The sequence below is a fragment of the Paenibacillus sp. B01 genome, from assembly GCF_009649995.1.
In the GTDB taxonomy this organism is placed as follows: Bacteria; Bacillota; Bacilli; order Paenibacillales; family Paenibacillaceae; genus Paenibacillus_O; species Paenibacillus_O pasadenensis.
On sequence record NZ_CP045802.1, the window covers coordinates 1,127,450 to 1,145,649 of the forward strand.

General features: G+C 58.8%; 21 protein-coding genes. 18 read left to right on the forward strand and 3 right to left on the reverse strand.

Going from position 1 to position 18,200, the window contains the following annotated elements:
- The first annotated feature begins 27 nt into the window (after positions 1 to 27).
- From GE073_RS04935 to GE073_RS04965, 7 genes are all read left to right on the forward strand, one after another.
- Positions 28 to 480: a RidA family protein gene (locus tag GE073_RS04935; protein ID WP_153782899.1), complete on the forward strand. Its 453-nt coding sequence runs from the start codon at positions 28 to 30 to the stop codon at positions 478 to 480.
- An 824-nt stretch (positions 481 to 1,304) separates the two neighbouring features.
- The gene (locus GE073_RS04940) at positions 1,305 to 1,751 is read left to right on the forward strand and encodes a GNAT family N-acetyltransferase (RefSeq protein ID WP_153782900.1); all 447 of its coding nucleotides are present in this window, start codon (positions 1,305 to 1,307) and stop codon (positions 1,749 to 1,751) included.
- Between the two features lie 163 nt (positions 1,752 to 1,914).
- Positions 1,915 to 2,280, forward strand: a complete 366-nt coding sequence (locus tag GE073_RS04945) for a DUF4180 domain-containing protein (RefSeq protein ID WP_153782901.1) — start codon at positions 1,915 to 1,917, stop codon at positions 2,278 to 2,280.
- A gap of 484 nt (positions 2,281 to 2,764) precedes the next feature.
- Complete coding sequence (locus GE073_RS04950; protein ID WP_153782902.1) at positions 2,765 to 3,349, forward strand: histidine phosphatase family protein; 585 nt, start codon at positions 2,765 to 2,767, stop codon at positions 3,347 to 3,349.
- Positions 3,350 to 3,742: 393 nt separating this feature from the next.
- Positions 3,743 to 4,198: a VOC family protein gene (locus GE073_RS04955; protein WP_153782903.1), complete on the forward strand. Its 456-nt coding sequence runs from the start codon at positions 3,743 to 3,745 to the stop codon at positions 4,196 to 4,198.
- An 89-nt stretch (positions 4,199 to 4,287) separates the two neighbouring features.
- Complete coding sequence (gene lepB, locus GE073_RS04960; RefSeq protein WP_194843273.1) at positions 4,288 to 4,812, forward strand: signal peptidase I; 525 nt, start codon at positions 4,288 to 4,290, stop codon at positions 4,810 to 4,812.
- Positions 4,813 to 4,816: 4 nt separating this feature from the next.
- Complete coding sequence (locus tag GE073_RS04965; RefSeq protein WP_153782904.1) at positions 4,817 to 5,335, forward strand: hypothetical protein; 519 nt, start codon at positions 4,817 to 4,819, stop codon at positions 5,333 to 5,335.
- A 78-nt stretch (positions 5,336 to 5,413) separates the two neighbouring features.
- Here the strand turns inward: GE073_RS04965 and GE073_RS04970 are convergent, their stop codons facing one another.
- Complete coding sequence (locus tag GE073_RS04970; RefSeq protein WP_153782905.1) at positions 5,414 to 6,625, reverse strand: MFS transporter; 1,212 nt, start codon at positions 6,623 to 6,625, stop codon at positions 5,414 to 5,416.
- A gap of 303 nt (positions 6,626 to 6,928) precedes the next feature.
- On the opposite strand from GE073_RS04970, the gene GE073_RS04975 reads away from it, so the two are divergent.
- Positions 6,929 to 7,888: an NAD(P)/FAD-dependent oxidoreductase gene (locus GE073_RS04975; protein ID WP_153782906.1), complete on the forward strand. Its 960-nt coding sequence runs from the start codon at positions 6,929 to 6,931 to the stop codon at positions 7,886 to 7,888.
- A gap of 113 nt (positions 7,889 to 8,001) precedes the next feature.
- On the opposite strand, the gene GE073_RS04980 is transcribed toward GE073_RS04975, so the two are convergent.
- On the reverse strand, positions 8,002 to 8,214 hold the full coding sequence (locus tag GE073_RS04980; protein WP_153782907.1) for a hypothetical protein: 213 nt from the start codon (positions 8,212 to 8,214) through the stop codon (positions 8,002 to 8,004).
- A 179-nt stretch (positions 8,215 to 8,393) separates the two neighbouring features.
- Between GE073_RS04980 and GE073_RS04985 the strand changes: the two genes are divergently transcribed.
- Positions 8,394 to 9,506, forward strand: a complete 1,113-nt coding sequence (locus GE073_RS04985) for a GIY-YIG nuclease family protein (protein WP_153782908.1) — start codon at positions 8,394 to 8,396, stop codon at positions 9,504 to 9,506.
- Between the two features lie 138 nt (positions 9,507 to 9,644).
- Positions 9,645 to 10,499, forward strand: a complete 855-nt coding sequence (locus GE073_RS04990; RefSeq protein ID WP_153782909.1) for an SDR family oxidoreductase — start codon at positions 9,645 to 9,647, stop codon at positions 10,497 to 10,499.
- A 686-nt stretch (positions 10,500 to 11,185) separates the two neighbouring features.
- Here the strand turns inward: GE073_RS04990 and GE073_RS24990 are convergent.
- A complete protein-coding gene (locus GE073_RS24990; protein WP_194843275.1) occupies positions 11,186 to 12,004 on the reverse strand; it encodes an alpha/beta fold hydrolase in 819 nt (272 codons plus the stop codon).
- 298 nt (positions 12,005 to 12,302) lie between these two features.
- Here GE073_RS24990 and GE073_RS05000 point away from each other — a divergent pair, with 298 nt between their 5' ends.
- The 8 genes from GE073_RS05000 (at position 12,303) to GE073_RS05030 (ending at position 18,199) form a co-directional block, all read left to right on the forward strand.
- On the forward strand, positions 12,303 to 13,337 hold the full coding sequence (locus tag GE073_RS05000) for a TVP38/TMEM64 family protein (protein ID WP_228551278.1): 1,035 nt from the start codon (positions 12,303 to 12,305) through the stop codon (positions 13,335 to 13,337).
- A gap of 79 nt (positions 13,338 to 13,416) precedes the next feature.
- On the forward strand, positions 13,417 to 13,545 hold the full coding sequence (locus GE073_RS25750) for a hypothetical protein (protein ID WP_267238404.1): 129 nt from the start codon (positions 13,417 to 13,419) through the stop codon (positions 13,543 to 13,545).
- Positions 13,546 to 13,667: 122 nt separating this feature from the next.
- A complete protein-coding gene (locus tag GE073_RS05005) occupies positions 13,668 to 14,000 on the forward strand; it encodes a thioredoxin family protein (protein ID WP_052333570.1) in 333 nt (110 codons plus the stop codon).
- Between the two features lie 220 nt (positions 14,001 to 14,220).
- A complete protein-coding gene (locus tag GE073_RS05010) occupies positions 14,221 to 14,949 on the forward strand; it encodes an amino acid ABC transporter ATP-binding protein (protein ID WP_101808617.1) in 729 nt (242 codons plus the stop codon).
- Positions 14,950 to 14,976: 27 nt separating this feature from the next.
- Positions 14,977 to 15,834, forward strand: a complete 858-nt coding sequence (locus GE073_RS05015) for a transporter substrate-binding domain-containing protein (RefSeq protein WP_101808618.1) — start codon at positions 14,977 to 14,979, stop codon at positions 15,832 to 15,834.
- Positions 15,835 to 15,837: 3 nt separating this feature from the next.
- Entirely contained in the window at positions 15,838 to 16,488 is a 651-nt protein-coding gene (locus GE073_RS05020; RefSeq protein ID WP_028600324.1) for an amino acid ABC transporter permease, read from the forward strand.
- Positions 16,489 to 16,503: 15 nt separating this feature from the next.
- A complete protein-coding gene (locus GE073_RS05025) occupies positions 16,504 to 17,226 on the forward strand; it encodes an amino acid ABC transporter permease (RefSeq protein ID WP_084137545.1) in 723 nt (240 codons plus the stop codon).
- Between the two features lie 211 nt (positions 17,227 to 17,437).
- The gene (locus GE073_RS05030) at positions 17,438 to 18,199 is read left to right on the forward strand and encodes a sulfite exporter TauE/SafE family protein (RefSeq protein WP_101808619.1); all 762 of its coding nucleotides are present in this window, start codon (positions 17,438 to 17,440) and stop codon (positions 18,197 to 18,199) included.
- Position 18,200 lies beyond the last annotated feature (1 nt).

The following is an 18,200-nucleotide window of genomic DNA, read 5'->3' on the forward strand; positions in this document are numbered from 1 at the left end:
AGATATTGTAAAGGAGCGAATTCAAGGATGGGACAAATTGAAGAGCATTTGCTAAGCCTAGGGATTACACTTCCACTTGCAAGTAATCCGGCAGCCAGTTATACAAACTTTGTAATTGTGAATGGCTTGATGTTTGTCTCCGGAAAAGGACCAAGCGGGAACCCCAAGGGCAAGTTAGGAAAGGATTATAATACCCGAGATGGCTACGAATTTGCACGGCAGACGGGCATAGAAGTGCTAGCCGTAGTCAAAGAGGGGCTTGGTTCATTAGATAAAGTAAAGAGAGTAGTGAAGGTTCAAGGGTTTGTGAACGCCGAGCCAGATTTTGAGGAGCATCACTTAGTATTAAATGGATTTTCGGAATTGATGTTCGAAGTTTTTAAAGATAAAGGCATACATGCAAGATCTGTTTTTGGGGCAACTTCTGTGAGGGGCAATCTCCCAATCATTGTAGACTCCATCTTTGAGGTGGAAGAATAGAAAGACCAATTGGAGCGAATCAAGAGGGCTAGGGCATCACCTAACACCGCACTCACGCATCGGTCGCTGTCGCTCCCTCGGTTCGCCGGAGGCAATTCGGAGAAGCGGATTCAGCGGACAACACCTGAGAGACTAAGTCTTGGACCCGGCGTGGCGATAACTTCGTTTGATCGCGCGGCAGCTTAAGCCTTTTGGGTTCGTGAATGCGTAAGACGTTAGGTGAAAACTCGGTAAGAACATCACTCAAACCACAGAAATTCAAAAGGGGATGAAATGATACCAGTTCATGAGATCCGAGAATATATTATGAATTTGCCTGAATCCTACGAGGCAGACATTGGGGAAAACCTTCATTCCGACTTAAGAATAAAGTGTTTGCTGTTCTCCAGGAAGATGGAATAACACTAACGATAAAAACGTCAATAGAAGATCGAGAAATATATACTCAATTAGAGCCTCAGATCTTCCAAGTGCCGAAGACATCATATTCACGCATCGGGTCAACGTTGGCGCCCCTCGGTCCGGCGGCAGCTCGATGTAAATCGATGAGGCATTTCAGTGGCGAAGAAGCATAATCAGCCGGACACATCCGCAACACCGCATCCCCACTTCGGGCTGACGCCTTAAATACGGACCGAAGAGATTTCGGGGGAGTAGTAACAGCTGGACAACCTGAACTGGCTAATTCTACGACCCGCTCGCTGACGCTCACTTAAGCGAGTGAGGTTCGGGGAGGAAACAACGTTATCGGAAATCTCCGAGTTCGAAAAACAGTTTCAGAATACTTTATAGTATCTAGAACAGAGTAGCAGGAGCTGGTACGAATGGAATTTACAATTATCGAATATGATCCTACCTTTGCGTTACAAACAGTTCAGATGTGGAGAGACAGCAAGGAACAAGCAATTGGACAAAAAGAGAAACATTCTTTTGAAGACCATGTATATTTTCTGAACCATATATTGATCGATAATAATAAGGTATTTCTAGCAATTGAAGATACAAACAAGCAAGTAATAGGCATACTCGCCTGTAATGAGAATTGGGTTAATCAATTATATATTCATACTCAATATCAAGGGAGAGGAATAGGGAAAAGGCTCTTAGATCTTGCTAAACAGCAATCTGATAAAAGACTATTTTTATACACATTTGAAGTGAATAAGAAAGCTCAGAAATTTTATGAGAGAAACGGATTTAAGATCGTTTGTAGAGGAAATGAAAATGAAGAGGAGCTTGAAGATATAAAGTATGAATGGACAAAGCCTTGAAATTATTATTTGAAGTCAGATGAAAACTGGATAATCGCATCGCGGCCGGCACCCATCGATGCCTTAAGGTGGTTGGCGTCGTCAATACAACAACATTATTAGAAATGGCCGAAACCCGAAAATAAAGAAGTTTTTAAAAACTAATATCAACTGGAGGATAACTATGAATACAAGAAAAATTGAACAAAATGGAGTAGAGATTGCCATTGTTACTAGCAATGAAGAACTCATTACTGATGTCCAGTCAGCCTTGGATTTTATGGCAACGGTTAGTTATGAAACAGGTTGCAATAGAATAGTTTTAAATAAATCAGCGATATGCGAGGAGTTCTTTGATTTGAAAACGCGACTTGCGGGAGAAATACTTCAAAAGTTCATTAATTATCGAACGAAGATCGCGATTGTTGGGGATTTTTCAAGTTATTCAAGTAAGAGCCTTAAGGATTTTATATATGAGAGCAATAATGGAAGGGATATATTTTTCTTGTCCAATGAAGAACAGGCTATTGAAAAATTAAGCAGGGTATAAGTTTTACAGACTAAAACTGTACACGTTGATTCGAAGAAGTAGGCCACATCTTTTATCATCTTAATCGCGCTTCGATGTACGCTTATCCTACTCCGATGGCTCCATGAGATGATAGATAGCTCAGTGTATAGATGAAGGAGCACAATTATTATGAATTGTGAAATATGTAATTCAGAAAATACTATAGAGGGAAAGCTTTCAACAGGTTTTGGTGGTGTCGTTTTTACAACAATAACATCGCAAAGAAAACTCCCATTCACGAAGAATTATTCCGTTATCCAAGCTGTTGCATGTAAAGACTGTGGACATATTTTTTCTTTGAAATTAGTTTCGCCGCAAAATGTGAACCAAATCAAATAAGTCCCTTTTGCAGCTCTATTGAAAGTTCAATATGAAGGTTGAAGTTTATCCCCATATGGATCTTTTCCCTACTCCCATTAGCTCAGCACGGGATAAGGATGCCAGGCATTCCGAGGAGGATTCAATGAACACCATCATCTACATGGTCAGGCATGCGGAGTCGTCCTACGCAGAAGGAAATGAAAGAACGAGAGGCCTGACCTCAAAGGGAAGCTTGGATGCAGAAATGATAACAAGCATGCTGAGGGACGAAGGAATAGACAGAATCATATCCAGTCCTTATGCTCGAGCCGTGCTCACTTTGGAGGGGTTGGCCAAGGAGTTGGGGGTGGAGATCAAGACGGATGAGGATTTCAGAGAGAGGCATTATTCAGACGATTTCATTTCGGATGAATACTTCATGCCGGCTCTGAAGAAATCGTTCGAAGACCCTGACTTTGCATTGCCAGGAGGAGAATCAAGCACGGTTTGTCAGAAACGATCGGTAAGTGTGCTGAAGAAGATTTTAGATGAATGCAAAGGGCAAAAAATTGTTATCGGATCCCACGGCAATGTGATGACGTTGATGATGAACTATTTTGATTCCCGGTACGAATTCGACTTCATGAATCAGACGACCAAACCGGACGTGTACAAATTGCAATTTGAAGGCTTGGAACTGCAAGCGGTAACAAGGCTATGGAGTGAACAAAAGGATAGAAAGGCATGACGGACTCAAGATTAATTGTATTCATTGTTGTAGCCGCTATTGCTGTAGTTGGTCTTGGACTTTTTCTTGCTCGATATGGAAACAACAGAATCTATGAAATAGAGCTGACGATAGATCAGGTCAAGGATTATTTTTTTAAAAGACACAACTGCAAATACTGTGATACTAGACTAAAAAGAGTCTCCCATGATCAATTTCTTGGTGAAGGATGGTCTAATTTTATGGGGAGATATTCGTATATGAAGGAATTCAAAAAGACTTTCTCCTTGGAATGCCCTCAGTGCCAAAAGAGTTATACCTCTGATGATTATTAATTGACTAACCTAGGAGTCGTGAAATTGGAAAGCGGAATTGACGCGATGACATGAATGAGATTTCATAGGAGGTAATTCCATGACCACCAACAACCTGCTCCGAATGGACAATGTCGGCATCGTTGTCGAATCCCTTGATGAGGCAATTGCTTTCTTCGAGGAGATCGGTTTGAGGCTTGAAGGGCGAGCCAATGTCGAAGGAGAGTGGGCCGGCCGCGTAACCGGGCTAGGAAATCAAAACGTGGAGATCGCCATGATGGCTACTCCAGACGGCCATAGCCGAATTGAGCTTTCGAGATTCCTCACTCCGCCTACGATATCCGATCATCGGACGGCTCCGGTAAACGCGCTCGGTTATCTTCGGGTCATGTTTGCCGTTCAAGATATAGACGAGCTGGTCTCTCGCCTTATCCGCAAGCACGGGGCTGAGCTCGTTGGCGAAGTGGTCCAGTACGGCGACTCCTATCGGCTCTGCTACATTCGTGGCGTCGAAGGGATTCTAGTTGGACTGGCCGAACAGCTCAAAATCAAGTGAAATATGCTGTTTGCATCGATCAGGGAAAGCTTGAGCCGAATGAAAACGTGAAGACAGGGAAGGCATTTAAACCCGAATGAGGTGGCGCATTGAAGCGTTTCTTGAAAACATGGATTCCTAGTCTGATGATCGCGTTAGTCTGCTCTCTGCTCATTCGAACCTATGTCGTCGAGGCGATGGTCGTCCCGACCGGCTCGATGATTCCGACCATCCAGGTCAAGGACCGTGTTGTTGTCGAAAAACTTCTGCCGATCACGCATCTCCGTCATGGCGACAGGATCGTCTTCTATCCGCCGGTTGAAGAGGAGGCAGGCAAGAGATATGTGAAGAGGCTTATCGGACTGCCGGGAGATACGATTCAAATTAAAGACGGCGTGCTTTATCGGAACGAGGAAAGAATCGAGGAGCCTTATATTAAAGAGCCGATGAGGTATGAGTTTGGTCCGATCCAAGTGCCGGAGAAGCAGTATTTCTTTCTAGGCGACAACCGCAACCAAAGTTACGATGCTCATATGTGGGAGACGCCTTTTGTGGATGAGGAAGACTTGATCGGCAAGGTTATTCTGACCTTGCCCACGCACCTGATTTTCGGAAACGGGGAAGAAAGTCGATGATCCCATGAAGACAAAAATAAACGATATTGAGCCCGAAATGAGAAAGCTGCTTGCAGGTTTACTGGTCGTTCTAGCTCTCTTTGCTTCTGTGATCGGTTATATCGTTTTTGATCGACTAGATGCAGAACTATTCAGTCATGGAGCTGTTCCAGTTCCATATTCGCTCGGATTCACGTTCTTGTTGGCAGGCTTTAGATTCGTGCTTGGATATCTGATCCGCAAATCAACACCGGCAGCCAACATCATCATCGCGTGGCCGATCGTTCATTTGGGTGTCTTATTCATTTCGTTATTGATCGGACAATTTCTGGAAATCGTGCTGGTCGTCGTGTTCTATACCCTTGTGGTGTTGCCGATTAATTTGATTGGCGAAAGTATTTCGCTGGGATTCCAGCTAAACAAATGGTTTGTCTCAAGTACCGAAGAAAAAATGCTGCTCATTGGGTTCAGTTTGTTGAACCTCGCGGTTATTATCTATGTCATTCATGAGATTTCGAATGAATATCTGGCTAAGCTTTTCTAAAAAACATCAAAATGGAACAAAAAGAACCTCTCGGATTTTCGAGAGGTTCTTTCCATTTCGATAGCGGCTTCGAGAGAATCAAGAACTCTTCGCCGCCAAAACCGCGTGCCGCTCCAGGTGCCGGCTGCGGATGAGCAGCGCGGCTCCGATCAGCATCGCGCCGTTGATGACGAACACCCAGCGGATCGGCAGGATGCCGCCGAGCACGCCGCCGATGATCGGGCCCATCATCGTGGCGAGCTGCGTCGCCGACTGGTTGAGCGCGAAGGCGCGGCCGCGGAATTCCGGCGCGGTCACTTTGACGATGAGCGCGTTCAGCGCCGGATAGACGCCCGCGAAGCAGAGGCCATACAGGAAGCGGAGCGCGCCGAACGCGACGAAGTCATGGACGAAGAACTGAAGCAGGTTGCCGATGCCGCCGCCCATGAGGCCGATGACGAGCACGTTGGTGTAGCCGATGCGCGGGCCGAACTTGCCCCACTGCGGAGCGGCGATGAGCGTGGCGATGCCGACGGCGGAGAACACGAAGCCCGCGACGAGGCTGGCATTGCCCTCGTTGCCGCCGAGATCCATCATGTAGACGGTGAGCAGCGGCTCCAGGATCATGACGGAGAACGTGCCGAGCGCGACGAGGCCGAGCATCGTGACGAAGACGCGGTTCGAGAACGCCTCCTTGAGGTCGGCGCGGATCGGCGAGCGCACGGCCTGGCGGTTGAACTTATGCTCTTTGACGAAAAAGACGGCGATCAGCGCCGAGACGAGCACGATGCAGCCGGAGAACAGGAAGCTCTCGCGGTTGCTGAAGTAATGGCTGACGACGCCGCCGATGAGCGGGCCGATGATGCCGCCGGTCGCCCCGGACGTCGCCATGATGCCGAGCGCGTAGCCGGCCTTGCTCTCGGGCGTGTTGGTGCCGACGAGCGCGATCGCCGCGGGCACGTAGCCGGCAAGCAGGCCTTGGCCGATGCGCAGCGCCAGGAACAGATAGGGATCATGGACGAAGTAGGTCGCCATGTACAGCGCGGCGAGCGCGAAGCCGGAGCGGATGAGCATCGGCCTTCGTCCGTATTTGTCCGAGAGGGAACCCCAGTACGGGGCGATCAGGGCGCTGGCGAGGAAGGTGATGCCGAACGCGATGCCTGACCAGAGCGTCAGATGGCTCGTGACGCCGAGATCGTTGCGCAGGAACATCGGCATGAAGGGGATGGAGATCGAATAAGCGGTGCTGCAGAAAAAGACGCCGGTCCATAGGACGATCAAGTTGCGCTTCCATAAATAAGTGTCTGCCATAAAGGCGCTTCAGATCCTTTCCAGGGCTGGCCGGACCCGGATCGTAGCCGAGAATAGGGAGGCTCCACGACCTCTCCGAACGAGAAGAAAAACCGTCTCCGAGGAGACGAGATAAACCTAATCCGCACACTTCCGTCCTCTATATTGTACTCCTCCCCTCTGGATATTCCAACCCGCGACGGGAAAAACGGGCATCCGCCAAAAGGCTAGCCGGCTGGCCGATCCGGCAGAAGGTCCGATTAGGAGCCGCCTCGATTCGGTAATAATACGGAAACAGGCTGGAGAGGAAAGGAAGAGGAACCGATGCGATATGATGCGCTCATCGTCGGAGGCGGACTGGCCGGGCTCAGCGCCGCCGTGCAGCTCGGACGGTACAATCACCGCGTGCTTGTCGTCGATTCGGAGGACGGACGCTCGAGCTTCTGCCTCCGCTACCACAACCTGATCGGCTGGACCGACGGCGTCAGCGGGCCGGAGCTGCGCAAGGCGGGGAGAATCCAGGCGGAGAAGGCCGGCGTGCGCTTCGTCAAGGACAAGGCGGTGCGCGCCTTGGCGCTCGACGGGGAAGGCTTCGCCGTGCACGGGGAGTCGGGCGAGACGTACGAGGGCCGGCGGCTGCTGCTCGCGACCGGCGTCATGGACCGGCTGCCGCCGCTCGAGGGCTTGCGGCCATGTCTCGGCATCAGCGTCTACGTCTGCCCGGACTGCGACGGCTACGAGCTGACGGGACGGCGCGCGATCGTCATGGGCTCGGGCGATGCCGGCGCTTCGATGGCTCGCATCCTGGCCTATTGGACCGAGGATCTGGTGTACATCAACCATGAACGCAAGGAAGTGTCCGCGGAGCTGCGGGACAAGCTGGGGGAAAAGGGCATCCGCATCGTGGACGAGTCGATCGCCGAGCTGGACGCGGAAGGCGACCAGCTGCGCGGCGTGCGGCTGGCGGGCGGGGAGTGGATCGAGGGCGGCCGCGCGTTCGTCGCCTTCGGCGGCAACGAGGTGCGCTCGCAGCTGGCGGAGCAGCTCGGCGTGAAGCTGCATGCCAACCGCCACATCGAGGCCGATCCGCGCACGAAAATGACGAACGTGAAGCATGTGTGGGCGGCCGGCGACGTGCTCGCCCACTCGGAGCAGGCGTCGATCGCCATGGGCGACGGCTCGCAGGCGGCGATCTGGATGCACAAGAGCCTCGTCGGCCGCGAGGGCAGCGAGCTGCTGCAGCCGCTGCGGGATGCGGTGGAGCATGTGGCGGGCAAGGGCTGAGAGGCCGGTCGGGGAATTGCTGTTGGATGAGAAAAAGAACCGACTCCTTGGAGCGGTTCTTTTTGTCTTTCAAGGCTGGATCTCCTCGAATGTGCAATTCCAGCTTGCGGCAGTCAAACGCGCCGGCTTTCCTGCGCGAGCCGGGCGGCGTTGGCGCGCCAGCGCTCGATCGCCGGACTGCGGCGGAGCGTGAGCGCCGACAGCGCGGAGACGAAGGCGAGGCGTAGATAGGCTCCCCTGAAAATGTCGAGCGCAGAGAAGACAGGATCCTTTTCGATAATGCGGAACGATGACGCAGCGCTGGGACGGCGGGCAGTCGACGCCATGGCAGTCAGCCTCCTTAAATCGAGAATTGTCTGAATTATAACATATCGACCAGCACCTTCCATATGGGGCGCGACTGATCTTCCCTTTTCCAGAGGCCGAGGGTACAATGAAGCTCCTGGAACGTTTGTTTGGCTGTTGGAGCTCCAGGAACTCCGCACGCGAGGGGGAACTTCAGGCGATGGCCTTTATGTTCAAGGCAGGCGACTATCCCGAGAAGCCGGGCTGCTATCTGATGCGCGATGAGCAGGAACGGCTGCTGTACGTCGGAAAATCAAAGAATCTAAGGAGCCGCCTGCGGTCCTATTTCCATACGAACCACAAGAGCAAGCGGCTGCGGGAGCTGGTGGCGAACATCGCCCGCATCGAGGTGCTGCTCGTCAACAACGAGACGGAGAGCCTGCTGCTCGAGAACAATCTCATCAAGATCCACAAGCCTCCGTACAATCGGGCGCTCAAGAAGGACAACAGCGGCTACGCCTACCTGATGCTCACCGACGAGGAGATTCCGCGTCTGGCGGTGCATTACCGCGACCGCAGGGAGCCGGAGGAGCGGATCGCCGCCACGGCGGCTCCGGGCAAGCGGTTCGGGCCGTTCGCGAGCGCGCGTTTCCGCAACGAGCTGCTGGAGTTCGTCGCCGACCACTACAAGCTGCGCTCTTGCACGAAGCTGCCCAAGCGGGCTTGCCTGCTGTACCATATCGGGCGCTGCGGCGGCATCTGCGAAGGCCATATGAGCCGCGAGGAGTACATAGAGCAGGTGCGCCAGGTGTCGGAGCTGCTGTTCGACGGGAGCAAGGATGCGCTCGTCGCCCGCATGTACGCCCAGATGACGGAGTACGCGGAGCAGCTCAAGTTCGAGAAGGCCCAGAACATGCTGAGCCACATCCGCAACCTGGAGAAGACGCCGGAGCAGCAGATCGTCGACCGGGAAACGGATCTGATGCAGGAGGTGCTTTACTTCGGCGAGGACACTGTGCTCGTGGCCAAGGTCCAGCAGGGCATGCTGCGCGAGCTGCAGCTGCATGGCCTTGATGGCGGCGGGGAGGCGGCCTGCGACCGCTTCCTGATCCGCCGCTACCGCGAGCAGCAGCTGCCGGACGAGCTGATCGTCAACCGCATCGCCGACCCGGCGGCCGTGCGCCGGGCGCTGCGGCGGCCTGCGGACCGCTCGCGGCCTGCGCTTGTCATCACGCTGCCGAAGCGCGGCTTGAAGCATTCGCTGCTCCAGCTGTGCAAGCAGAACTACGAGTTCCGCATGGAGGCGGCAGCGGCAGCGGCGGCCAAGCGTTGAAGAGGGCGCGAGGCGGGGCGGGAAGGGGACGAGACTGACTGGCGCGAGAAACGACGGCTAGGGCAGGGCGGGACACGATCCGCGCGGCTTCGGCGGAGCCTCTCCGAGGTAATGGAGAAGAAAAGGAGGGCTTGAGCGATGGCGCAGCCAATCATGCTAGTCACCGGCGGGAACGCCGGCATGGGTCTCGAAACGGTCATCGGACTGGCCCGCTCGGGAGCGAGGGTCGTGCTGCTGAGCCGCGATCCGGGACGCGGAGAGGCGGCTCGGGAGGAAGCGCTGCGGCGCAGCGGGCCTGGTCCGGCGGACATCGAGCTGATGACCGCCGACCTCGCCTCGCTGGCGAGCATCGAGGCTTTCGCGGAGCGGTTCCACAGCCGCTACCCGCGGCTCGACGTACTCGTGAACAACGCCGGAGTCGTCACGATTCGGCGCGAGGAGACGGAGGACGGCTTCGAGCGGATGCTCGGCGTCAACCATCTCGGCCATTTCGCGCTGACCGGGCGCCTGCTGCCCGCGCTGCTCGCAGCCCCGGCGGCGAGAATCGTCGTCGTGTCCTCCGGGGCGCATAAGGCGGGGCGGATTCACGATCCCGACCCGCATCTGCGCAAAGGCTTCAACGTGGTCAAAGGCTACGCCCAGTCCAAGCTTGCGAACCTGCTGTTCACGCTGGAGCTGCGCGAGCGGCTGCGGGAGACGGCGGTCCGCGCCCATGCGCTCCATCCTGGAGCGGTGGCGACAAGCCTCGGCGTCAGCCGGGAAACCGGCTTCGGGCGCGGTGTCTACAAGCTGCTGCGGCCGTTTTTCCAGACGGCGGAGGAGGGGGCCGCGACGGCGATCCATCTGGCGCTGTCCGAGGAGGGCGGCCGCGAGGGGAGCTTGTACTACGCCGACAGCAAGCCGCTGCGGCCCGCCGCCAAGGCGGAGGATCTCGACGCGGCCCGGCGCCTGTGGGCATGGAGCGAGCAGCAGACGGGCGTGCGCTGGGACTGAGGCTTTGACGAGGCTTTGACGGCGGATGGGCGGCAGATGGACGAGGATGGACGGCAGATGGACGGCGGATGGGAGAGGATGGAAGATGATGGAAGAGGATGAACCGCGGATGGCCGCGGAGCATGAAGTAAGAGCGAGCTGCTCCCGGCAGCCCGCTCTTTTATTGTTGCATGCCCTTGCCCGATGCCGGATTCCTAAGTGCTCGATCCTGCCGGCTACGCTGAGGGCGGCTTTGCTAACGACGACTGAGACGCTTACAGGCCGTTTTTTCGCCTATGCGGATTTCTAACGACGGCTCAGACGCTTAAACCCGCCCGCTTCTCGTTTTTGCAGGCTTTTGAGGAGTTTTGCTGCATCTAAGCGTATCACGAGTCGTTGCATTTTTCGGAGTCGTGATTTAGCCCCTCTAACAATCTGATCCGTCGTTAGCCTGTGGCGGCGCGCCTAAGGACGGATGCCGTGGGCAACTGGTAACGGCTTCAGATTGGCAAGTGTCTGCGACTGTGAAACAGAGCCGACGCCATCAAGGCAAGCTGCGGGCAAACCGCAGGCAAGCTGCGGGCAAGCCGCAGGCAAGCTGCGGGCAAGCCGCAGGCAAGCCGCAGGCAAGCTGCAGGCAAGCTGCAGGCAAGCCGCGGGCAAGCTGCGGGCAAACCGCTCCGGTTCCCTCGGGCGGCGACTTGCCCTCATGGCAGGCCGCGGATGAATTGCTCCAGCTCCAGCTGGAAGCGGTCGGCTTCGTCCTGGAACAAGCCGTGGCCGCTCTTGGCGAACCGGACCGCCGACGCGCCCGGTATGGCGGCGGCCAGTCCTTGGGCTGCCTCGGGCGTAACGACCCGGTCGTGGGCGCCGTAGAACACCACCGTCGGAACGGCGATTCGGGTGAGCTCCTCCGCGCTCGTCCGCTCCTGCTGCATGGCGCGGGCGAGGCCGAGCGTCGCGCTAAGCGGACTGTCCATCGCGAGGCCGGAAAACCAGCTCATATACTCCGGGCTGTGGTAGCGGTAAAAAAGCTGGCGGGCGAACTCCGCCGCCATCTGCGGCCGGTCGAGCCGGGCGTGGCGGATGAGCCGCTCGAGCCGTCCGCTCGCCTCGTCGGCTGTCGGAGCATCCGGCTGGAGCAGGGACGGCGCGGCCGGCGAGATCAGCAGCAGGCCGCTGACGCCGCTGCCCGCGTGCCGGCTCATGTAGCGGACGGCCGTCGCGGCTGCGGAGGAAAAGGCGGCAAGCGCGAAGCGCTCCAGTCCGAGCGCATCGACGATGCGCCGCAGGTCGTCGGCAAGCCGGTCGCTGCCGTAGCCGTCCGCCGGCGCGTCGGAGCGGCCGAAGCCGCGCAGGTCCGGCGCGACGCAGCGGATGCCGGCTTCCGGCAGCAGCGCCAGCTGGCGATCGAACATGCGATGGCTGAGCGGCCAGCCGTGGAGGAGCAGCACGGTCTGGCCGCCGGCAGGGCCGGACTGATGGGCATACAGCGAGACGCCGTCGTCGGTCGGCACCCAGGTCATGGAAAAAGCCTCCTTTTCACGAGATCGTCTGTTACTGTATGAGCCGTCCGGCCCGCATATGAGCGCCTGCGGCCGGCAGGCTTCCCGGCAGGCAGCCTGGCAAGGGAAGGTGGCCGCAAGCCTGCTCGGCTTCGGACGGAGGCCGCCGCCGCAGGATGATGGGATCGGATCGGGCTTGCCGAAGTTGATCTTTTCGCATCGCTTGGGCATATAATGGATGACAAGCCCTGACCTGCGCGGAGCGAGGCGCCAGTCGCGCCATGGACGAAACGAACGATGAGCCGAAAGGGGGATGGCGGTGAATAGAAGCTTCGATTCCGGTGGCGGAAGCCGGCTGGGCGGGCAGGAGCCTGAAGAGCGCTCGGACCGTCCGGCCCGCGCCCGAGAGGACGTGCCGGAGAATCCGAGCCATCCGGCCCGCGCCCGAGAGGACGCGCCGGGGAATCCGAGCCGTCCGGCCCGCGCCCGAGAGGAGATGCCGCAGAATCCGAGCCGTCCGACCCGCGCCCGAGAGGACGCGCCGGTGAATCCGAGCCGTCCGACCCGCGCCCGAGAGGACGCGCCGGAGAATCCGAGCCGTCCGGCCCGCGCCCGAGAGGACGCGCGGGAGCGTCCGCCCGGTCCGGACCGCGCCCCAGAGAGAGCGCCGGAGCGTCCGCATCGACTCCGCCGGGCCCGAGAGAGCGGGCCGAGGCGCATCTGGCCGCGCCTGCTCGCCGTGCTGCTGTACGCGGCGCTGCTCGCGCTCGTCTGGTACGAGCGCGAGGCGATCTCGGCCTGGCTGGCCGGAGCGCGGCCGGCGCCGCTGCCGATGCTGGCGGCGGCGTTTGCGCTGGCGTTTTTCCCGGTGTTCCCGTACGCGGCCGTCATCGCCACGCTCGGCTATCTGTTCGGCGCGCTCGGAGGCGGCGTCATCAGCCTGAGCGCCACCTGGCTCGCATGCCTCGCATCCTACGCGGGCTTCCGCCTGCTGTTCCGCGACCGCGGCCGCGCCTGGCTGGAGCGGACCGGCCGGCTCGATCGGCTCGTGCGGCTGACGGAGCGCAGCCCGTTCCTGTTCGTGCTCGTCGCGAGGGTCGTGCCCGTCGTGCCGGAAATGACGGTCGACGCCTACGCCGCGCTCACCGGCATCCGGCTGCGGACCTATGCAGCGGCCTCGCTGCTCGGCAAGGCGCCCGGCATGCTGTTCTTCGCCACGCTCGGCGGCAGCGGCGGCAGCGGTCCGCTGCGGATCGGCGCGCTCGTGCTCGCTTACCTGGCGTTCCTCGCGGCGGTCTTCATCGCCTACCGGATGCTGACTGCTCGTCCCGCCTCTCCTCCGGAAGCCGACTGACTGAGCGGGCGCTCGCGCGGGCATGAAAAGCCTGAAGAGGAGGCCTCGAACGACTCGCATCCTTGGGAGGAGCGACATCATGGAATACATGCCGCGCTGGATGGCCGGCAAGCTGCCGGCGCATGGGAATGGCAAGCAGGAAGGACGCGGCGGCGATGCCGAAACAAGCCGGGACTGGCCTGGCGGAAAACGAAAAGCAGAAAAGTGAAAAAGCGGAACACGATAAGCCGAAAGCCGAAAGCCGAAAGCCGAAAGTCGAAAGCGCAGAAGCGGGAGCCGGGCCAGCCTGGCGCCGCGCCGCAACGAAGAAAAAAGAAAGGCTGGGGGAGCATGGGGTTGACGGAAACGAGCGAGAAGGAATTCATGGCGATCGGAAGGCTTCACCGCCAGGAGGCGGTCTTTTTTGCGACGCCGCTGTGCGGCACCTGCAAGGTAGCCGAGCGCATGCTGGAAATCGCCGCGGCCGCGCCGGGGACGATGCCGGTGCAGAAGCTGAACGTGAACTTTGCGCCGACGCTGCGGGAGCGGTGGAAGATCGCCAGCGTGCCGGCGCTCGCGCTGCTGGAGGACGGCGTCCCGTACCGGATCGTCTATGCGATGAGGTCCGCGGGCGACCTGTACGAGGCTCTGAGACAAAAGCGGCAGGACCAGCCGCACGGTTGAGGCCGACGATAGGAAAGCATTCGACATCATTCGCGTTAATCTACCTGACATATTGGGTGGATTTTTTTCTATTTATGGGAAAAAAGTCGCATAAATGAGCCCGGATTTATTTTTTTATTCAAAATATCGGAGGGTTAGGTTATGATATTTGACACGACCATGACGTTTTATCGAGTTCATGGCCTAGAGGTAGTTCAAAATTCCGAATGGGAGGCCAGGCATGATCTCTTTCCGGCAGGTCAACAAGCATTACGGCAGCTTTCACGTGCTGAAGGACATCGATCTGGATATCGCCGAGGGCGAGGTCGTCGTCATCATCGGCCCTTCGGGCTCCGGCAAGAGCACGCTGCTCCGCTGCATCAACCGCCTGGAGGACATCTCCGGCGGCAGCCTTACCATCGGCGGCGTCTCCGTGCATGACAAGACGACGGACATCAACGCGCTGCGCCGTGGCATCGGCATGGTATTCCAGCATTTCAACCTGTACCCGCATCTGAAGGTCATCGACAACATCACGCTCGCGCCGGTGCAGGCCGGCAAGGTGAGCAAGGAGGAAGCGCGGCGCACGGCGATGCACTACCTGGAGAAGGTCGGCATCCCGGACAAGGCGGAGTCCTATCCGTCGGAGCTGTCGGGCGGCCAGCAGCAGCGGGTGGCGATCGCCAGGGGGCTCGCGATGAAGCCGAACGTCATGCTGTTCGACGAGCCGACGTCGGCGCTCGATCCGGAGGTCATCGGCGAGGTGCTCTCCGTCATGAAGCTGCTGGCCAAGGAAGGCATGACGATGGCCGTCGTGACGCATGAGATGGGCTTCGCCCGCGAGGTCGCGGACCGGGTCGTCTTCATGGACGAGGGCCGCATCGTGGAGCAGGCCGCTCCGGCCGACTTCTTCCGGCAGCCTGAGCAGCCGCGGGCGCGCGACTTCCTGAGCCGCGTCATCAACCATTAGCACGAGATCGAAAGGGGACGAGAAAAGATGAGAAAAAGAAGATGGCTTGGCGCAGGGGCATCCCTGCTGCTGCTGGCGACAGTCGCCCTGACCGGATGCGGCGCGAAAAACGAGCCGGCGTCGACGAATACGGGCGGCTCGGCGTCGACCGCTCCGGCAGACGATGGCTCCGCCGTGCAGGCGATCAAGGACCGCGGCAAGCTCGTCGTCGGCGTCAAGTTCGACACGAAGCTGTTCGGCCTGAAGGATCCCGGCAGCGGCGAGGTCGAAGGCTTCGACATCGACGTCGCGCGCGCGATCGCCAAGAAGATCCTCGGCGACGAGACGAAGCTCGAGCTCAAGGAAGTGACGAGCAAGACGCGCATCCCGATGCTCGACAACGGCGAGATCGATCTCATCGTGGCGACGATGACGATCAACGAGGAGCGCAAGACGCAGGTCGACTTCTCGGATGTGTATTTCCACGCCGGCCAGTCGCTGCTCGTCAAGAAGGGCAGCGCGATCAAAAGCATCGACGACGTGACCAAGGACACCAAGGTCATCGGCCAGAAGGGCGCCACCTCGATCAAGAACATCGAGGAGAAGGTGCCGGGCCTGCGCGTGCAGCAGTACGAGAACTACCAGGAGGCGTTCACCGCGCTCAAGGCCGGCAAGGGCGAGGTGCTGACGACCGACAACGCGATTCTGTTCGGCATGAGCCAGCAGGATCCGGAGTATGTCGTCGTCGGAGGCACGTTCACCGACGAGCCTTACGGCATCGCCGCCAAGAAGGGTAATGCCGATCTCGTCGCCGCCGTCAACGAGACGCTCAAGGAACTGAAGGACAGCGGCGACTACGCGGCCCTCTATGAGAAATGGATGGGCGAGAAGCCGCCGGAGGAATAACGGATGGACTTCTCCTTTGTCGGCTCCTACTCCGGAGATTTCCTCGAGGGCTTTAAGAATACGATCTACGCCAGCCTGCTCGGGCTGGCCGGCAGCTTTGTCCTCGGCCTCGTGCTCGCCGTCATGCGCATCGCGCCGTGGAAGGCGCTGCGGGCGATCGGCACGGCGTACGTCGAGTTTTTCCGCAACATCCCGCTGCTGCTCGTCGTGTACATCTTCTACCTCGGCCTGCCGTCGCTCGGCGCCGATCTGGACGGCTTCGCCTCCGGCACGCTCGGCCTCATGATCTACACCTCGGCGTTCATCGCCGAGGCGGTGCGGGCCGGCATCCAGTCGGTCCCGGCCGGGCAGATGGAGGCGGCGCGCTCGACCGGCCTCAGCTACGTGCAGGCGATGCGGCTCGTCATTCTGCCGCAGGCGGTGCGCATCGTCATTCCGCCGATCACCAACCAGTTTCTGAACCTGGTCAAGAACTCGTCGATTCTCGGGGTCGTCGCTGGCTTCGACCTGATGTACTTCGCCGACAACGTCAACAGCTATACGTTCCAGACGATGGAGACCTATATGGTCGCGGCGGCGTTCTATCTGATCCTGACCGTTCCGCTGGCCTATGCGACCAACGTGCTTGAGCGCAAGCTGGCGCGGACGGGCTAGAGAGGAGGAATCGGCATGGACTTCGCAGGCGCATTCAGCTCCGACAATTTGCTATTCCTGCTCAAAGGCTTCGGCATGACGCTTATCGTCGCCGCCGTCGCGATCGTGCTCAGCTTCATCCTCGGCACGGCTCTCGGCCTCATCCGCTACAGCCGGATCAAAGGGCTGGGGACGCTGACGATGCTCGTCGTCGAGACGATCCGCAACCTGCCGCTGCTGCTCATCATCTTCTTCGTCAAGTTCGCCTTGCCGGAGGTCGGCATCCAGCTGTCCACGTTCTGGGCGGCGGTCGTGGCGCTGACGCTGTTCGAAGGCGCGATGATCAGCGAGATCGTGCGCAGCGGCTTGCAGTCGGTCAATAAAGGGCTCGTGGAGGCGGCGCGCTCGTCGGGCCTCACCCAGGCGCAGACGCTGCGGCATGTCGTGCTGCCGATCGGGATGCGCCGCATGGTGCCTCCGCTCGTCAGCCAGTTCATCTCGCTGCTCAAGGATACGTCGCTTGCGGTCGTCATCTCCTTGCCGGAGCTGATGCACAGCGCCAACATCGTCTACGGGCACGACGTATCGTACGTGTTCCCGGTGCTGCTGCTCGCGGCCGTGCTGTACTTCGCCGTCAATTACAGCCTCTCGCTGCTGTCCAAGCGGCTGGAGAGCAACGAAGGCGCGCGCCGGCGTACGCCCGGCGCGGGCAAGGGCAAGCCGGCGGCGCCGGCTGCCACGGCCAAGGCGCAGGCTTGAATCGACAGGAAAGGCGTTCTTTGCGCCACGAACGGGACGAAGAGGGGGGTCTCCCTTCTTCGTCCCGTTTGCGTTGCGCTGGCGGCGGCGCTTTTTGAAGCGGCAGACCGACAGATCCCGTAGACAGCTTCCGTGCAGCGAGCCTACAATGAAAGAGCGTCGCCGCCCGGCGGCGGCACCTAATTCTACCTAACAAATGAGGTCGGCTAAGATGAGCTGGGAACTATTCGTCTGGATCGCGGCAGGCGGCTTCCTGGCGGCCTTCGTCGACTCTGTCGTCGGAGGCGGCGGGCTCGTCTCGGTGCCCGTGCTGATGTCGGCGGGACTGCCGCCGCATCTGGCGCTCGGCACGAACAAGCTGGCCGGCACGATGGGCTCGCTGACGAGCATGCTGGCCTTCCTCCGCTCGGGCAAGATCGAGGGCCGGATCGTGCGGCGCCTGTTCCCGCTGACCGTCGCCGGCGCGGCCGGCGGCACGCTGCTGCTCCAACTGCTGCCGTCCGACTGGCTGCGCCCGCTCGTCGTCGTCCTGCTCTCGCTCATCACGGTCTATACCGTATTCAAGCGCAGCTGGGGCGTCGACGGCCAGGCGCGGCGGGCGTTCACCCGCCGCTCGGCGGCGCTGATCGCCTGCGCGGCGTTCGCGCTCGGCGGGTACGACGGCTTTTTCGGTCCGGGCACGGGCTCGTTCCTGATCTTCGTGTTCCTGATGGCCGGATACGACTTCGTGCGGGCCGCCGGCAACGCCAAAGCGCTCAACTTCGGCAGCAACGTCGCCAGCCTGGCGACCTTCGCCCTGCTGCAGAGCATCGACTGGACGATCGGCCTCACGATGGGCGCCTTCATGGTGCTCGGCTCGCTCGCCGGCTCGCGCCTGGCGATCCGGCGCGGAGCCCGCTACGTGCGGCCGCTGTTCATCGCCGTCAGCACGCTGCTGCTCCTGCGGCAGGCCTGGGAGCTGCTGCGCGGCTGAA